This is a genomic window from Clostridia bacterium (assembly GCA_036562685.1).
Taxonomy (GTDB): Bacteria; Bacillota; Clostridia; order Christensenellales; family DUVY01; genus DUVY01.
On the sequence record DATCJR010000176.1, the window covers coordinates 1 to 18,754 of the forward strand.

Annotated in this window: 12 protein-coding genes and 2 tRNA genes; 4 read left to right on the forward strand and 10 right to left on the reverse strand. The window is 36.4% G+C overall.

The features are described from left to right. The 5 genes from VIL26_07740 to radC form a co-directional block, all read right to left on the reverse strand. The coding region (locus VIL26_07740) for a M1 family metallopeptidase (protein ID HEY8390819.1) at window positions 1-1,215 on the reverse strand (1,215 nt) is incomplete at its 3' end. Window positions 1,216-1,398: 183 nt separating this feature from the next. Beyond that, complete coding sequence (locus tag VIL26_07745; GenBank protein HEY8390820.1) at window positions 1,399-2,586, reverse strand: hypothetical protein; 1,188 nt, start codon at window positions 2,584-2,586, stop codon at window positions 1,399-1,401. A gap of 387 nt (window positions 2,587-2,973) precedes the next feature. After that, window positions 2,974-3,050 (reverse strand) — tRNA-Arg (locus VIL26_07750). 166 nt (window positions 3,051-3,216) lie between these two features. Further along, the gene (gltX, locus tag VIL26_07755) at window positions 3,217-4,653 is read right to left on the reverse strand and encodes a glutamate--tRNA ligase (protein ID HEY8390821.1); all 1,437 of its coding nucleotides are present in this window, start codon (window positions 4,651-4,653) and stop codon (window positions 3,217-3,219) included. Further along, the gene (gene radC, locus VIL26_07760) at window positions 4,647-5,411 is read right to left on the reverse strand and encodes a DNA repair protein RadC (protein HEY8390822.1); all 765 of its coding nucleotides are present in this window, start codon (window positions 5,409-5,411) and stop codon (window positions 4,647-4,649) included. The genes gltX and radC overlap by 7 nt, the downstream gene beginning before the upstream one ends. Before the next feature lie 155 nt (window positions 5,412-5,566). On the opposite strand from radC, the gene VIL26_07765 reads away from it, so the two are divergent. Continuing rightward, window positions 5,567-6,892 carry a Sapep family Mn(2+)-dependent dipeptidase gene (locus tag VIL26_07765; GenBank protein HEY8390823.1) on the forward strand — a complete coding sequence of 442 codons (1,326 nt, stop codon included), beginning with the start codon at window positions 5,567-5,569 and terminating at the stop codon, window positions 6,890-6,892. 43 nt (window positions 6,893-6,935) lie between these two features. On the opposite strand, the gene VIL26_07770 is transcribed toward VIL26_07765, so the two are convergent. From VIL26_07770 to VIL26_07780, 3 genes are all read right to left on the reverse strand, one after another. After that, window positions 6,936-7,235 (reverse strand): hypothetical protein, encoded by a 300-nt coding sequence (locus VIL26_07770; protein HEY8390824.1) that lies wholly within the window; start codon window positions 7,233-7,235, stop codon window positions 6,936-6,938. An 87-nt stretch (window positions 7,236-7,322) separates the two neighbouring features. After that, the gene (rpoC, locus tag VIL26_07775) at window positions 7,323-10,865 is read right to left on the reverse strand and encodes a DNA-directed RNA polymerase subunit beta' (protein HEY8390825.1); all 3,543 of its coding nucleotides are present in this window, start codon (window positions 10,863-10,865) and stop codon (window positions 7,323-7,325) included. Next, on the reverse strand, window positions 10,865-14,869 hold the full coding sequence (locus VIL26_07780) for a DNA-directed RNA polymerase subunit beta (GenBank protein HEY8390826.1): 4,005 nt from the start codon (window positions 14,867-14,869) through the stop codon (window positions 10,865-10,867). The genes rpoC and VIL26_07780 overlap by 1 nt, the downstream gene beginning before the upstream one ends. Window positions 14,870-15,307: 438 nt before the next feature. Between VIL26_07780 and VIL26_07785 the strand changes: the two genes are divergently transcribed. Together VIL26_07785 and ilvC are read left to right on the forward strand one after the other, a co-directional pair. Continuing rightward, window positions 15,308-15,868, forward strand: coding sequence for a hypothetical protein (locus VIL26_07785; GenBank protein HEY8390827.1), 561 nt, complete (start codon window positions 15,308-15,310; stop codon window positions 15,866-15,868). A 123-nt stretch (window positions 15,869-15,991) separates the two neighbouring features. After that, window positions 15,992-16,987, forward strand: a complete 996-nt coding sequence (ilvC, locus tag VIL26_07790; GenBank protein HEY8390828.1) for a ketol-acid reductoisomerase — start codon at window positions 15,992-15,994, stop codon at window positions 16,985-16,987. Window positions 16,988-17,121: 134 nt separating this feature from the next. Here the strand turns inward: ilvC and VIL26_07795 are convergent, their stop codons facing one another. Beyond that, window positions 17,122-18,066 (reverse strand): TVP38/TMEM64 family protein, encoded by a 945-nt coding sequence (locus VIL26_07795; protein ID HEY8390829.1) that lies wholly within the window; start codon window positions 18,064-18,066, stop codon window positions 17,122-17,124. A 205-nt stretch (window positions 18,067-18,271) separates the two neighbouring features. Between VIL26_07795 and VIL26_07800 the strand changes: the two genes are divergently transcribed. Then, window positions 18,272-18,347: transfer RNA gene (locus tag VIL26_07800), tRNA-Thr, on the forward strand. A gap of 181 nt (window positions 18,348-18,528) precedes the next feature. On the opposite strand, the gene VIL26_07805 is transcribed toward VIL26_07800, so the two are convergent. After that, on the reverse strand, window positions 18,529-18,754 hold a 226-nt coding region (locus VIL26_07805; GenBank protein HEY8390830.1), incomplete at its 5' end, for a hypothetical protein.

Below are 18,754 nucleotides of genomic sequence, written 5' to 3' on the forward strand. Positions count from 1 at the left end.
ATAGACGCTTTTGTGCATTTCTATATAAATCAAGTATTGCTGTAAAGTCTGCATTATACGATCGCCATGACTTTGACCGTATGACGGATTTTTTTCATAAAAAACTGTGGTAGTATATTCTGTAAGTCCTTCATCCAGCCAGCCGTATCTGACTTGGTCGTTTCCCACCAAAGAATACCACCATTGATGAGCAGTTTCATGAATAATGGTTTCTAGATAAGCTTCTTTGTCAACAACACTGTCAGAAATATATATTAGACTAGGATATTCCATTCCTCCATGAATAAATGGCGTTTTAACTATATTAAGATGAGTATAAGGAAAGCTGCCAAACATCGCCGAAAAAGTATTGATAGCGTCAATTGCAGCTTTTAGCGATGTTTGGGCTTGCGGATCGTCATAATAAAAATATGTTACGGTTACATTGCCTGCAGTCGCGCTTATGGTCGAAAACTCTTTATTCAAGACAAAAGCAAAATCGCGCACAGCAAAAGCTTGAAACTTCAAAGTTTTGGTATTGCCTTTTAAAAGAGTTCCTACATTTCTGCCAGTAGATGCAACAAAAAAATCACTGTTAAGCGTAAGCTCTACATTAAAATTGGCAACTTCAGAATAAAATGGATCTCCATTAGAGTAATATGCATAAGTTACAAAATCCCCGTCTTCATAAACGCATGCAATTGGAAACCAGTTGCCAAGGTTTACGCATTTGTCCGTATAACCCAGGCGGTGTGGAGTATTGGCAAGTCTTAGCAAAAATTCAAACTCTATTGTAAAGCTCGCATTGGGATATAATTCCATAGGAAACTTTACGGTCATAACATTTCTGTCTTCACCGCCTATAAAAAAGTCCGCTTGCTTTCCTGAAACATAGACTTTATTAATAATAATATCTCCATAGCTTTCTCCGTTTGGATATGCTTTTTGTAACGAAAGCTCATCTTGGCTTACAGGTTTAATCTTGGCGCCTTTTCTAAAAGCATTGGGATATAGATGAAATTTTAATTCTTTTAATGGAACTTCATAATTATTGACATAATTGACTTTTTGAAATGCACTTATTGTATGGCTGTATTCATCATAGCTTGCGGTAATCGTATAAGTGCTTAGATTTTTAGAAACTTTTTGAAGTTCAGATTTACATCCCCAACTCAAAAAGACTAAAATTAATATCAATAAGATAGCAGATAATTTTTTAAATCTTATTTTTTTCATCCATTAATCCCCTTGAGAACATAATAAAACCCTAAAAAAGAGTTGTTTATATTTTATGAATACTCTCTTTAAAATTAGTACCTATAAAAAATCAAAAAAAGACAAAAAACCGCTTTAGTTTTTACTAATAGCGGTTTTTTGTCAGGTGATTGATATGCTCCTAAAAGCAATTAGATATAGCTCTTATAAAAATAACGCCACTAAAGAATTAATATGATTTTGATAAGAAGTTAAATTCGTAGTTGCAGGATCATTTTGATAAGCAGCAACAAAACTATTATGTTCTTGTGTGATGCTGTCAATAATATCCTGGACTTGAATCAAAGTTGGAGTAGTAGTCTCGCTCAATTGCGTGGTAGCTAAAGTTGTAAGCATATTATTGGCTTGAGATTTTATATTAGAAAGGATATTTTTGTTTGATTCGTCCAAATCTTTATAATCGTCTAAGTTAATTTCAGCTGTTATTGCAAGCTTTTGAATAAGCGCGCTGTTATTGTGATTGTCAAAAACTATATAGCTAATTTCTTTGTCAACAGCACTTTCATTGGCAACAAGTGCAAATGATACATTTCCTACATTGTTAACAGCTTCAATTATTATATTACCAAATTTTGCATTAAGGTCGTCTTCGTTTTCTGCACCAAATAGCGTAACAAGCAAATCAACAATTTTTTGATTTACTGCATTTTTGCTACTATTACCTACAAATAAATTGCTTTGGTTATAAGTCGTATCGACTTCCATTTTTCCTTCTATTGCAACATATCTATTCACACTTGTTATATAGACATAATCACCCAAACTGCTGGTAATCAAACTTGCAAAATTTCCAAGCTGTTTTTCTATCGGGCTAATCAAATTATCTTTGCTTATAGCAAAAGTCATTGTTATAGTGCAATAGTCGTTGTTTTCTGGATCCACTTCTAACTTTATTTGAGTAATGTTAAATTCAATTTGAACTTCATCTTTTAAAGAATCAAGCTCTTTATCAATTAATGCTGCAAGCTGTCCGCCTGTGAGCATAAGTGGTGTTTTAAAAACCAATGTTTGTTTGTCAAAAAATGATGTTTGCGGATTATAACCTACTATGCTATTTTCAAGCTGGTTTTGCGCTGAATTAAGATTATCTTGATTAGGCTTGTTTTCGTCTTCTATCTCGGGTTTTCCTTTTAATAGTTCATTAGCACCTAAAAGAAAATTAAATAAATCGCCCCAATTGTTAATTCCAAGTTGTAATATTTCGCCCTCATCGCCCAGATATTTTTTTAAAGCATAATTGCCGCCAAAATATCCAGCTGCAACAGTACCTATTAATAAAACAATAGCGACTAAAAACGCTATTAGACAACAGCTAGATGATTTTTTTGCCATAGGAAAACCTCCAAACTCTTTTAGTTATTTTTCATTATATCATAAGATTATTAGAGTATAATATAAATTGTATTAAAAACAAATTAAAAGTTTTTTAACTTGGTTAATATTACTAGGTTTATATTTTTCCTTTGATGTAAATACTAGCATTGCTAGGACAAATGTTCTAGCAAAAAACAAAAAGGAGATGAAAAACAATGCCTGACAGACAAAAGAACTGTGCTAGAAACGAAAACAAAAACGAACAGAACAAAAACCAGAACAAGAATCAAAACAAAAACGAACAGAACAAAAAAAAACAAAACTGATATGGAAGACAACTAACCAATAATCATTTAAACTTAAAAAACAAAAGCACGCTTTTAGTTTAAAAGCGTGCTTTTGTTTTGGTGCACCCAAAGGGACTCGAACCCCTAGCCTTTTGGTCCGTAGCCAAACGCTCTATCCAATTGCGCTATGGGTGCTCAAACAGCGTTATTATAGTATAGTAAAACATGCTGTTTTTGTCAAGAATTTTGAATAATCATAGGCTTCCATTTAGCCCCATTTTAAAATTTTTTATATATAAATTAAGATAAATAAAAAAATGTACTTTTAAAAAATAATGCCTCAATATTGAGGCATTATTTTTTATACATTTTCAAGTCGTTTTAATGTTGTTTTTAACCTTTCTATTGATTCATCTTTTCCCATCAGATCAGCCATTTCGGTTGCGCCGCCAGGTGTAATTTCTGCGCCTGTAAGCGCAATACGCATTATCCAAAATAATGCACCGTTCTTAATATTCAGTTCATTAGCAAATTCTTTCAAGTTTTCAAACAGCGTAGCATTGTCAAAAGATTGAATGCTTTCGAGTCTAGTCAATAGTTTAGGCAAAATGTCTTTTGCAGCATTTACATCTGTTTTTAGTTTTTTGTTTTCAAATAATGCAAAATCAAAATTGCCAAATTCATTTAAAAACTTAGCTTTTTCTGTTATATCAGATAAAATCTCAACACGGGATTGCAAAAGTGAAGTAAGCTTATTGTAATCATATTTACCCTTAAAGCCTAGGCTGTCATAATATGGCTTGGCTTTTTGGGTAAATGCATCGGTAGACAGTTCTTTTATATAAAGCGAATTAAGCCAACGCATTTTTTGCTCATCAAATATAGAAGGCGACTTGGATAAGCCATCCAAAGAAAATAATTGCTTAAGTTCATCTAACGATAACTTTTCTCTATTATCCTTAGGGCTCCAGCCCAAAAGTGCGATGTAGTTGATAATCGCTTCACTCAAATACCCCTTAGCCAAAAAGTCCTCAAAGCTTGCATCTCCTGTACGCTTGGACAATTTGTGAGATGCGTCTTTCATAATAGGTTGAAGATGAATATATTGAGGGCGCTCCCAGCCAAAAGCATCATATATTAGATTATATTTATTGGTTGAAGTAAGGTATTCGGCACCTCTTATAACATAATTGATTTTCATCAAGTGGTCGTCAATAACATTGGCAAAATTATATGTGGGCATACCATCGGATTTTAACAGAATATTGTCTTCTAGATCCTTGTAGTCAACGCTGATTTCTCCAAAGACCAAATCCTTATATGAAGAAACTCCGTGTTCAGGAATGTTTTGTCTTATGACGTAAGGCTCGCCGTTTTTGATACGGGCTTTTGCTTCATCTAGGCTCACATGGTGCAAACAGTATTTGTCATATTTGGTTGCACCGCTTGCTCTTAATTGCTCCAATCTTTCTTTTGTGCAAAAGCAATAATAAGCAGCACCTGTTTCTACAAGCTTGTGTCCATATTCATTATATATATCTTTTCTTTGAGTCTGAATATACGGGCCATAATCTCCGCCAATATCCGGACCTTCATCATAATCTAATCCTGCTTCATGCAAGGTGTTATAAATAACGTCTATTGCGCCCTTGACTGTACGTTCAATATCTGTATCCTCAATGCGCAAAATAAACTCGCCGTTATTGGCTCTTGCAAACAAATATGCATATAATGCAGTTCTAAGATTTCCTATATGCATATAGCCTGTGGGGCTAGGTGCAAATCTAGTTCTTACCATAAATTAGTCTCCTTCTTTATATCTGCTACAACCTTTTGAGGTAATTTGTCTATATGTTCATTTAACGCTTTTGAGATAAGCCCTTCTTTTTTAAAGCTGTAAGCGTTGTTTCCAGCTACAATGATATGGTCTATCAATATTATATCCAAATATGCCAGCGCAAGCGTCAAATTAACAGTAAATTCCAAATCATTTTTTGAAGGCTCTGCAATTCCTGACGGATGATTATGAGCAATCAAAACTTTGTCAGCCGAAAATCTGAATGCTTCTTCGGATACTGTTCTAGGATTGACGTATGCTTCGTTTAGTCCGCCTTGCGAAATAATGCGTTTTCGCACTATTTTCCCCGAAGTGTCTAGGCAAATTAGCAGCACTTCTTCTTTTTGTTTATTGCTAAGGTTAGCAATCGCTATATTCTTGGCCTGAGAAAAATTATCAATTCTATCCGCTGCAAGTTCATATTGATAATTTACTCTCTTAATAATTTCAGGCAGCAATGAGATATTAAGTGCTGCGTTTTCAGTCATGCCTTTTACGCTTGCTAGTTCTTTCCAATCAGCATATATAATGTTTTTCAAAGAACCAAAAGTTTGCAGCAATGTATGCGCAATTTCGTTGGTATCTTTCCAAGGCACAAATGGGAACAAATAGATTTCCAACAACTTATGATCATAAAAGCTGTCGGCTCCATGATTCTTTAGTTCCTCTCTCAATCTTTGGCGGTGTCCATAGTGAGGATGATCTCTATCCTTTTTCAAAAATCCTTGCTCCTCGTTGACATCGTGTAGTATAATGCTTTTAACAGTTAATGTAAAATTGGATATAAAATTAATTAAAAGCATTAATTTAATTAATATTAATATTATTAGATTATATTGTCAAGATAACAGCAAAATTTTATAAAGGAAAGAACATGGAAGACATCGTAAAAAGTTTAGTTGATTTTGTAAAGATTCAAAGTGTAGAAGGCACACCCGAACCCAATGCGCCTTTTGGTCAAAAGGTAAGAGAAGGACTTGATTATATCCTCAACTTGGCAAAATCTTTTGGCTTAACCGTAAGAGATATTGACGGTTATGCAGGAGAAATCGAGTATGGAGACGCAAAAGATGTTGTAGGCGTATTGACTCATGCCGATGTTGTTCCTCTTGGCGATGGTTGGACATACGAACAAGGCGAAATCGTCAACGGAAGAATATATGGCAGAGGAACTGTTGATGACAAAGGTCCTACAATCGCCATTTTGTATGCGCTAAAGCAAATAAAAGAAGAAGGAATTAAACTCAACAAGACATTAAGACTTATTGTCGGCTGCAATGAAGAAAGCGGCTGTAAATGCATGGAACATTATATCGAGTTAGGCAGAATGCCTGAAATCGGTTTTTCTCCCGATTCTGATTTCCCTCTTATTTCGTGTGAAAAGACAATTTTGCAGCTAAAAGCTTTTATTCCTCTAGATGAATTTTGGGAGCAAAACGTGCTAGAATTAAAAGCTGGATTAAGACCTAATATGGTGCCTGCAAAAGCCCAAATCAAGCTAAAAAAATCGGCACTGCCTAAATATTATTCTGAGCTTATCCAAAAACATCAAGCTGATGCAACTGAAGATAAAGATATTATTACTCTTAACTTCTCTGGAGTTTCTGCACATGGCAGCACGCCAGAAGCAGGCGATAGCGCATTGTGGAAAGTGTTTGAATTCTTGTCAGATATAGACGCTTGGGGAGTTACAAGGTCTATCAAGCATTATCTTCTAAATGCAGAAGCCTGCAAAAATATGGGTGTATACATTGATGACGGCGACAGAAGCGGTAAGCAAACTCTAAATGTAGGCACAGCTAATTACAACAAAGACTACAACACATTAGAGCTTACTTTGGACTTTAGATGCCCTATCCCTCAAGATATTAACACGATAATTAATCGTCTTAAAGATCTGTTTAGTGGCGCAAAAGTTGAAATATATCATCACATGCCCTATCTTTATGCAGATTCGGAAGGCAATCTTGTAAAGACTTTGTTAGCTTCTTATGAAAAATTCACAGGAGTTACTAATGCAAAAGGCATTATAACAGGCGGCGGAACTTATGCAAGATATCTAAAAAACGGCGTTGCTTTTGGTCCCACATTCCCTGGCGAAGATCCTAGAATTCATAATGCTGACGAAAATATATCCATAGAAAGTCTAAAAAAACTGGTGGATATATATAAAGATGCAATGATTAATTTAGCAAAATAAATTTAAGGCGGTTTTTTAAAAAAACCGCCTTTTCTTTAGCATATCAGCTGAAAATCCTTATAGCCACATTGGCACAGTTGCAAAAATCCACTTCACCTTTTTTGTCTTTGCATCCATTGGGCACACCTGGCGACACATCCAAAATTCTAGTGCATCCAAGACGATCAAGTTCAAAATAAATAGGATCTCCGCATTTAAAACCGCAAGGTGCGGAATATTGAATCAATTTGTACTTGCCTAGGCTTAAACCGTTGATAACACATACTCCGCCACATTCAGCTTCAGCTTTTGCAACCAGTTGATCTTTATCGTTCAAAATCAAGAATTTCGCTTTTGTGTTCATATTACATATTATTATGAACAGCAATAATAAGTTACGAAAAAGACAAATAAAAAAACGAGCCTTTTTTACTAAGGCTCGTTTGTATTTTTAACCTTGAATATCGGTTTTGGGAGTGCTTTCTTCGGGAATAATGTTTCGGTACATCTTCATACCAGTTCCCGCAGGAATTAGCTTTCCTATAATTACGTTTTCTTTCAAGCCAATAAGCGGATCGATCTTTCTCTTAATTGCGGCATCTGTAAGCACTCTTGCAGTTTCCTGGAAGGAAGCGGCTGACAAGAAGGATTCGGTAGCCAATGCGGCTTTGGTTACGCCCAACAATACACGTTTTGCGCTTGCGGGTTCGCCGCCTTCTGCCAATGCCTTTTTGTTGGCTTCTTCAAATGTGAACATATCTACTAATTCGCCAGGCATTAGATCGGTGCTTCCAGCAGTTTCTACTCTTACTCTTCTTAACATCTGTCTAATGATTATTTCTACGTGTTTATCGTTAATTTCAACGCCTTGTAGTCTATAAACAGATTGTACTTCATTTAAGAGATATTCCTGAACACCCTTTAGACCTTTTGTTCGCAACAAATCATGAGGGTTAATAGAACCTTCAGTCAACACATCACCAGGCAAAATAGATTCGCCTTTTTCAGCATGTTCTATCAAAGACTGCTTAATCTTAGCGTCATAAGGTATTGTATATATCTTTTCTTCGCCTTCAGGTGATTTTACTAATACTTCGGTCTTGTTTTCTTTCTTAATAATCTTTACCTTACCGCCGAGTTCGGATACGATAGCCATACCTTTGGGCTTACGTGCTTCAAACAACTCTTCTACACGAGGCAAACCTTGTGTAATATCGTCTGCACTTGCGACACCACCGGTGTGGAATGTTCTCATGGTAAGCTGTGTACCAGGTTCACCTATACTTTGTGCAGCTATGATACCAACTGCTTCACCGATTTTAACTTTTTCGCTGCCTGCCATATCTTTGCCGTAGCATTTTGCGCAAACACCATGTTTTGAACGGCAAGTCAGTACTGTTCTTACATTGACTTCTTTTATACCAGCAGCAACGATTTTATCAGCTGCATCTTCGCTTATAATTTCGTCAGCGCCCACAATGACTTCTTTGGTATTGGGATCAAGAATAGGCTCAACCGTAAATCTACCCATTATTCTGTCTTTTAGTGTTTCAATGCCAGGGATTTCTCTTAGTACCATTCCCTTAGGCTTTTCACCCAAAGTAGCAAAGCAGTCATCTTCACGCACGATTACGTCTTGTGAAACATCGACAAGCCTACGAGTCAGATAACCTGAGTCCGCCGTCTTAAGCGCTGTATCTGCCAAACCTTTACGTCCACCGTGTGAGGAAATAAAGTATTCCAAAACGCTAAGTCCTTCACGGAAGCTGCTTCTAACAGGCGTTTCAATAATCTTACCGTTAGGGTTGGTCATTAGTCCACGCATACCGCAAAGCTGTCTTATCTGGTTTTTGTTACCACGGGCACCGGAGTTAGCCATCATAAATATAGGGTTAAATTCGCTTAAGCCCTTCATAAGCTCTTCGGTTACTTTGTTAGTGGTATCGTTCCAAATATCTATAACCTGTTTGGATTTTTCCTCTGAGGTTATCATACCACGATCATATTCTTTTTCTTTCTTAATAACTGCGGCTTCAGCTTGGGCAATATACTCTTGTTTTTTGGGAGGAATGTGCATATCAAATACACTCGCAGTTATAGCGCCTATTGTGGAGTACTTAAATCCAAGATCCTTTATCCTATCCAAAACCTTGGCAGTCTCTGTTGCGCCTTTACGCTTGAATGTACGATAAACGATATCCTGTAGATTTTTCTTAGTTACAAGGAAGTCAATTTCGTACTTGAACAAATTATCTATGCTGTCTCTCTTAACAAATCCCAAATCCTGAGGAATAGCATTGTTAAATATAATGCGTCCTACGGTTGTAGGGATTATTCTAGAAACCTTTTTACCGTCTATTTCCTTGGTTATTCTTACATGTATTTTTGCCTGAAGATCTATTTGTTTGGTTTCATAAGCCATTATAGCTTCTTCAGTATCCATAAAATAGCGGCCTTCGCCCTTTGCACCAGGCTTTTCTATGGTTAGATAATAGCAGCCTATAACCATATCCTGAGTAGGAGCAACTACAGGCTTACCGTCTGACAGCTTCAATATGTTGTTGGTTGAAAGCATTAAGAATCTTGCTTCAGCCTGAGCTTCTAATGACAAGGGAACGTGAACAGCCATCTGGTCGCCGTCAAAGTCCGCGTTAAACGCTGAACATACCAGCGGATGTAGTTTAATAGCACGACCTTCTACAAGTACAGGTTCAAAAGCCTGAATACCTAATCTATGCAAAGTAGGCGCACGGTTCAGCAATACAGGATGGTCTTTTATAACCTCTTCCAATACGTCCCAAACCTCGCTTCTTGCGCGCTCTACCATACGCTTAGCTGTTTTTATGTTATAGTTGGCGTGTTTGTCAACCAGTCTTTTCATTACAAACGGCTTGAACAATTCTAGCGCCATTTCTTTAGGCAAACCGCATTGATAAAGCTTAAGTTCAGGTCCTACCACGATAACCGAACGACCGCTGTAGTCAACACGCTTACCAAGCAAATTCTGTCTAAAACGACCTTGTTTGCCTCGCAACATATTGCTCAAAGACTTCAAATCTCTGTTTCCAGGACCGCTTACAGCTTTTCCGCGTCTGCCGTTATCTATAAGCGCATCTACTGCTTCTTGCAGCATTCTTTTTTCGTTGCGGATAATGATTTCAGGCGCGCCTAGTTCTTTTAATTTCTTTAGACGGTTGTTACGGTTAATAACTCGTCTATACAAATCGTTAAGGTCGCTTGTAGCAAATCTTCCTCCGTCTAGCTGAACCATAGGTCTAATTTCGGGCGGTATTACGGGTAATACATCCAATATCATCCACGTAGGATTGCTTCCGCTCTTTATAAATGCATTGATTATTTCTAGTCTTCTGATTGCTCTTATTTTCTTTTGACCAGGTGAGTTTTGTATAATATCTTTTACTTCTGCTAGTTCTTTTTGCAAATCAACCTTTGCCAAAAGCTCTTTTATTGCCTCTGCACCCATGCCGACTCTAAATGACTTAGGTCCGAACAATTCATAAGCATCGTTCTTTTCTTTTTCAGACAATATCTGCTTATATACAAGGTTAGTATCGCCTGGATCAATAACGACATAGCTTACAAAATATAATACTTGCTCCAATGCTTTGGGTGACATATCTAAAAGCAAGCCCATTCTTGAGGGAACGCCTCTAAAATACCAAATGTGAGATACAGGCGCAGCAAGTTCGATATGTCCCATTCTTTCACGTCTTACTTTTGATCTAGTGACTTCTACACCGCACTTGTCGCAAATAACGCCTTTATATTTTATACGTTTATATTTTCCGCAATGACATTCCCAATCCTTGGTAGGTCCGAAAATCTTCTCGCAAAACAAACCGTCTCTTTCAGGTTTTTGGGTACGGTAGTTTATTGTTTCGGGTTTTGTTACTTCGCCATAAGACCAACTTCTGATTTTCTCAGGGCTGGCTATGCTTATTTCCATTGAATCAAAGTTATTTAATTCAAACATTATCTTTCACCTTCTTTGTCGTCATCGTCTAAAATTTCGTCGATTTCTTCATCTTCATCTACCATATTGTCAATGTCGTCGTAGATATCGTGATCATCGTCTTCTTCGGGCATATCAGCTTCGTTATTTAAGAAGTCAAAATCATCGTCTTCTTCAAGCAATACGCTGGAATCCTGCTCCTCCATAGCCTGTTCTTCCTCTTCAGCCAAAGCATCCAAAGACAAGCCAAGATCGTCTTCATCAAGGTTAAGACTCATATCCTCATAATTTCTCATATGGTCAATATCTGTATCAACCATATCTCTATCGTCTTCCATGATTTCTTTTATGCCTATTTCTTCCTTGTCTTCGCTTAATACCTTGACATCAAGCGCTAAGGATTGAAGTTCTTTTATCAATACCTTAAATGATTCAGGTACGCCAGGTTCAGGAATAGGATTACCTTTAACAATGGATTCGTATGCTTTTACACGGCCTACTACGTCGTCAGACTTGATAGTCATAATTTCTTGCAAAATATTAGCAGCACCATAAGCATACAATGCCCAAACTTCCATTTCACCAAATCTCTGACCACCAAACTGTGCTTTTCCGCCCAAAGGTTGTTGTGTTACAAGTGAATAAGGTCCTGTGCTACGTGCGTGAATCTTATCATCAACCAAGTGAACGAGTTTGAGCATATACATATATCCAACGGTTACTCTGTTTTCAAAAGGTTCACCTGTACGACCATCAAACAACTCTATTTTTCCGTCAACCTTGCCGTCCGGAGCAACTATATTGTTTTCATTAAGCATTTGCTTAATATCTTGCTCTGTAGCACCGTCAAATACTGGCGTAGCTACGTGCCAACCTAGATATTTTGCAACAAGTCCCAAATGCACTTCCAATACCTGTCCAATATTCATACGGCTAGGAACGCCTAGCGGGTTAAGAACTATTTGAATAGGTGTTCCATCAGCCATAAAAGGCATATCTTCTTTTGGTAGTATTCTTGAAATAACACCCTTGTTTCCGTGACGACCAGCCATCTTATCGCCGACTGAAATCTTTCTCTTTTGAGCTATATATACTCTAACTAGTTTGTGAACACCGGGATTAAGTTCGTCTTTATTGGCACGAGTAAATATCTTAACATCAACTACGATACCGCCTTCACCGTGAGGCACACGCAATGAGGTATCTCTAACATCTCTTGCTTTTTCACCAAATATTGCACGAAGCAATCTTTCTTCAGGAGTAGGATCGGTTTCACCTTTTGGTGTAACTTTTCCGACCAAAATATCTCCTGCTCTTACTTCTGCACCTATACGAATGATACCGTCTTCATCCAAATCCTTAAGAGCATCTTCACCTACGTTAGGAATATCTCTTGTGATTTCTTCTGGACCAAGTTTTGTATCACGTGCTTCTAGTTCGTATTCTTCAATGTGAATAGAAGTAAATACGTCATCCTGAACAAGTTCTTGGCTTATCAAAATAGCGTCTTCGTAGTTATATCCGCCCCAAGACATAAATGCAACTCTGATATTCTTACCAAGCGCCAATTCACCGTTATCAGTTGAAGGTCCGTCTGCTAGTACAGTTCCTTTAGAAACCTTATCTCCACGATGAACTATAGGTCTTTGGTTAATACATGTACCTTGGTTTGATCTTTGGAATTTTAACAAAGTATATTTATCTTTTTCGCCTGTAGGAGTTTTTACGATAATTTGATCAGCTGAAACATAATCAACTACACCTTCACGCTTTGCTATAACCATTACGCCGCTATCATAAGCTACCTTATATTCCATACCAGTACCAATGATAGGCGCTTCTGTTTTCAAAAGAGGAACTGCCTGACGTTGCATGTTTGAACCCATCAACGCACGGTTTGTATCGTCGTTTTCCAAGAACGGAATAAGTGAAGTGGCAACTGAAACCAACTGACGAGGCGAAACGTCCATGTATTGTACTTTGTTGCGGTCAATTTCGGCTATTTCGTCCATATATCTGGACATAACACGTTCATGCACAAACCATTGATTTTCATCAAGAGGCTCGTTAGCCTGTGCAACAATGTAGTTATCTTCGTCATCAGCAGCAAGGTAATAAACCTCGTCTGTAACTTTCTTGTTAACCTGATCAACTCTTCTGTACGGTGTCTCAATAAAGCCGTATTCATTGATTCTTGCATAAGTTGAAAGCGAGCTTATAAGACCGATGTTCTGACCTTCTGGAGTTTCAATAGGACACAAACGTCCATAATGCGAATAGTGAACGTCACGAACATCAAAGCTTGCTCTTTCTCTGTTTAGACCGCCAGGTCCCAATGCTGATAATTTTCTCTTATGAGTAAGTTCAGCTATAGGGTTGGACTGATCCATAAATTGTGACAACTGTGAAGAGCCAAAGAATTCTTTTATAGCACTGCTTACAGGTCTGATATTGATTAAGGACTGAGGAGTTAATTCCTTGTTGTCCTGAATTTGCATTCTTTCACGAATAACTCTTTCTAGTCTTGCAATACCTATACGGAATTGATTCTGGAGCAATTCACCTACAGATCTTACACGACGGTTGCCCAAGTGGTCGATATTGTCCACAGTACCTATATCATGATGCAAGCCAAGAGTATAGTTAATTGAAGAAATAATATCGTCCAACAATATATGCTTAGGACTCAATCTATCAGCATTAGCCTTAATAACTTCAAGCTTTTCTTCTTTGGTCTTTAGACCTTTGGTCAATGTAACCAAAGTAGGATAATGAACCTTTTCTAATACGCCAAGTTCTTTTGGATCGCAATCAATATATGCATCCAAATCAATGAAGTTATTGCCAATAACAGTGAATACCTTATTGTCTTCGACTATTACGCTTACTTCATTGATACCAGCGTTTTGAATTTGTTCTGCGGTTTCAGGAGTGATTTCTTCGCCCTGAACTGCCAAAATCTTGCCGTCCGGCGTCTTTATATCTGTTGCAGCAATGCGGCCTTGTATTCTTTTGGCTATTGCTAACTTTTTGTTAAATTTATATCTTCCTACACGAGATAGATCATAACGCTTGCCATCATATAGCAAGTTGAACAAATAAGTTCTTACGTTTTCTGCTACGACATTGTCGCCCTGACGCAGCTTTTTGTTTAGTTCTAGCAAGGCTTCGTCTGATGTGCTTATTGTGCTATCCTTTTTAGATGAATCCTTATCGCAAGTGTTTTTAATGATAGGCTCATTGTGGAATACATCTATAATCTGTTCGGACGCGCCTATTCCGTTAAAGAAATATCTATGTCCGCTCTTAATAAACAACTTTTCAAGAGTTTCAACATCGTTTACTCCTCTAAAGAGATCTTTAGCGCCTATTTTTTCATATAAATCTTGAAGTTGTGTTTCGGTAACACATAATGATTTTAATAATACAGATACAGGCACTTTTCTTGTACGGTCAACATGCACCCACAACACACCGTTAGAATCCTCTTCAAATTCAAGCCATGCACCTCTGGTAGGAATAATGGTGGTGTTATAGATGTCTTCGCCTGTCTTGTCCTTTTGACGGTCGCAATAAACGCCCGGACTTCTTACCAATTGGCTGACAACTACTCTTTCGGCACCGTTAATAATAAACGAACCGGAAGGAGTCATTATAGGAAAATCTCCCATAAAAACTTCCTGATCGATTATCTCTTCGGTCTCTTTGTTAATAAGCCTTACCTTAACTTTGAGAGGACATGCATAAGTCGCATCGCGGTCTTTGCATTCTTTTTCATTGTACTTAGGTTCGCCATCCAAAGCATAATCCAAAAAGTGTAATTCAATCTTTCCGGAAAAATCTGTTATGGGAGAATAGTCATCCAAAACTTCTCTTATTCCGTGATCCAAAAAATGCTGAAATGACGTTTTCTGAACTTCAATCAAATATGGTATATCGAGAACTTCTTTAATCTTAGAAAAACTGTATCGTTCCCTGTTGCCAAATTTGACTTTCTTTACGGGGATTTTCACTTGTTCAGACATTAACTATCTCCTTTATATGTAGATAAAAATTTTTTGAAAAAACTATTGATATTTTGGGATATTTATAATATAATGTGGATAATCTAATTAACTGCGGAAATTGTATTTTTTCCATCTTTTGTGTTTAACACCTGTCTTCATACAATTATCTTTCGACCCAAAATTTGCCGCAAGGCGTAAAATCGGATAATAATACATTATACTAATGTATCACTCGATAGCAAGAGTTGTCAAGTATTTGACAACCTCTTTTTTCCTTTATGAAAAATTTTTGAAAATTTTTTGTCTTTTTCTGGTATAATTTTCCATAAAACTATTTTTTCCTTTTTTATTCCATTTATTGCTTTCAAGACAAAAATAAATTGAATAAATAAATTTTGAATGATATAATTAAAGCCATAGTTTTTCTAAGAAAAAATTTTAGCGGATACTAAAGAAATGAAAAAAGAATTTAAGGAGGCGTTTTTTTCCTCCTCTTTTGAAAATAAATATGACTCTTATATCAATGATACTGTTTCTCATTGCAAAACATGGGCAATAGAAAAATGGGGAATTTCTTCTAAAGTTCCGCCCCAAGCGCTTAGAGTTTTATCTGCGCCTTATCCTAGAAAATTTGATGATGCGGATTTGAAAATCAAATTTACAAAAAACAAAAAGCTGATGACATCTAATCATCAGGCTACTGTGTTTTTGCTGGCTGATTTTGAAGTTTTTATATATAGACTTACATATTCGATTGTATTGCCTGTTAAGAATGAATTATCCGCTGTGTTTTCATATAAAGATATAATTTCTCTAATCGTTTCCGAAGGAGTAGGAAGATACAAAAATATTAAAGATCATAATAATGAGATTTATTGTCCCGAAAAGATATGCCGCTTAAGTATTGCCAATGGATATAATTTAGATTTTTTTATGGACAACAACAAGCAATCCTTCGATACCGTTATGCAAATCCGAAAAGAACTCTTTACAAAAAAAGCATATCAGAAAATTTAAATTTAACACTTAATCACTTTAATGTGATATTAGTTTGACTATTGATAGCAATGAATATATAATAGTTTAAATAATAATTATAAATAAATCTTTATTTTTAAAACATTTTTCAAGGAGTTGTTTATGTCCAAAATTTATTATCAATCAGATTGCGATATAAATGTTTTGAAAAACAAAACTGTCGCAGTTATCGGATACGGTTCACAAGGACATGCTCATGCCCTTAACTTGCACGAGAGCGGCATTAAGGTAATAGTAGGCTTATATGAAGGTTCCAAGTCTTGGAAAAAGGCTAAAGAAGCAGGCCTTACAGTTATGACAACCGAAAAAGCTACTGCAGCCGCTGATGTCATTATGATTCTTGTCAATGACGAACTCCAAGCAAAGCTCTATAAAACAAGCATTCTGCCTAACCTTACTTCTGGAAAAGCTTTGGCTTTTGCACACGGATTTAATATACATTATAAGCAGATTATTCCCCCTGAAGATATAGACGTATTTATGATAGCACCCAAAGGTCCTGGACATACTGTAAGAAGCGAATTTGTCGAAGGCAAAGGCGTGCCCTGTCTTGTAGCTATTCATCAAAACGCAACAGGAAAAGCCCTTGATATCGCATTGGCTTATGCGGCAGGAATTGGCGGAGCTCGCGCAGGCGTTTTGGAAACAACTTTCAAAGCTGAAACTGAAACTGACTTGTTTGGTGAGCAGGCTGTTTTGTGCGGCGGTGTTACAGCGCTGATGAAAGCAGGTTTTGAGACCTTGGTTGAAGCAGGATATGCTCCTGAAAACGCATATTTTGAATGCATTCATGAAATGAAGCTCATTGTTGACCTTATCTATAAGGGCGGTTTTTCTATGATGCGCAATTCAATTTCTGATACAGCTGAATTTGGCGATTATGAGACCGGCAAGAGAATAATTACAGATGAAACCAAAAAGGAAATGAAAAAGATATTGCGTGAGATCCAAGACGGAACATTTGCATCCAAGTGGATAGCCGAAAACAACAACGGAAGAGCGCATTTCAATGCCTGCAGACGAATAGAAAGCGAACATCCGCTTGAAGAAGTCGGCAGAGAATTGAGAAAGATGTATAGTTGGAACGATAAAAAATAAATATACATAAATAAAAAAATAATTGCTTATGCTGTCTTTATTAAGATGCATAAGCAGTTTTTTTATTTTAAGCCATAAAAAAAGACATAACCCGTGGCTATATCTTTTGAAAAGCTATAATTATTTAAATACACTTATTCATTAGTGTCATTTTTTTCATCTTTTGGTTGATTATCTTCAATCAAAACATCTTTATCATCTTTAGCTTGATTATCTTGTGTAAAAGTCTGTTTTTCGTCTTCGCTCTGAGTATCTTCTGACAAAGCTTGTTTAACGTTTTTATCATTTTTCTTGCCAAAATTAATGGTTTCGCCTACTTCACTAAGCCCCTCAAATGTATCTGCAATAGGCGCCCAAACTTTGTTTTTTCTTAAATGTTTTGCAATCTTTCGTCCAAAAACAATGCCCAAACCAAGCAGCAAAAACAAGACGACAAAAATTATTACCCAAACCCACCATTCTACATTTCCTCCGCCCATATAAGCAGAACCGATCGTTCCGGGAATACGTGTCAAAATAATAAGAAAACAATAGTGCCTAAATTTCATTTTTGTGAGTCCAGCAGCATAGCACACAGCATCGCTAGGAATAAACGGAATAAGCATAAACAAAATAAACAGCAATGAATTTTTGTTTTCAAGCTTTTTTTCAATCTTTTCTATCGATTCTTTATCCGCCATTTGATAAACCAACGGTCTTCCAAATGCACGTGAAATACCAAATACCGCAAGGCTGCCCAAAACTACGCCAACCAATGTCAATCCAACTGACGGCCATATACCATACAAATACCCGCCTGCAATACCTACTACATTATTGGGTATAAAAGCTAGTATAACGGAAACAAAAACTATGACAATATAAACATATTTTGACCAACTGCCAAATTGCTCTATATAAGCTTGTATTTTTTCTCTGCCGCCTGTTCCCCCAAACAAGCTTTTAAATCCAACCGCTTTTACAAACACTACTGTTGCTGCAATCGTTAATCCCAATATTAATATCAAAACTATAAGGCTAATAATCTGATAAGTACCAAATTTTTTCTTAGTTTTATTCTGTTGATTTTTTTCGGTCATATCGTTTATTATATCAAATTGCTGTTTTTAATCAAATAAAAAATCTATCATTTGAGTGATACAATCTTATATAAATTATAAATATGAAAAAAATATATAAAAGTTCTTGATAGGTTTACAAAAATTTAGAGCCATAATAATGGTGTTTATTTTATAAAAATTTTTGATTGTGTTTTTGTTAAACTGATTGTATAATATATTTTACGCTGATGTAGCTCAGCCGGTAGAGCAGCTGATTCGTAATCAGCAGGTCAGGGGTTCGAATCCCCTCATCAGCTCCAAAAAAAGCCGTTTTCACTAGTTTTGTTAGTATTAACAGCTTTTTTCATAGGGTTATTGTCAAAGTTTGATAGCAATATTTAAGTTCTAAAACATTAAAAATTTATACTTCCTTTAACTTTTGTATGTATTCTAATATTGGAGAATTACCACGCTTTAATATATGCGTATAAGTATTAAGCGTCATATCAAGGCTTGCGTGTCCGACTGTTTTTGAATATATTTCTCTCTCATACCGACATAATAACAAACGCTTATAAACGTATGCCTAAAGGTATGAAGATTATATCCTTTATAGCCTAGCTTTGCGTATAATCTTTTAAAATAACATCTAACCATAGAGTATGTATATCTTATACCTGAACGCTGATATTTTTCTAATTCTTGAATATAGGGTATTAAATCACTA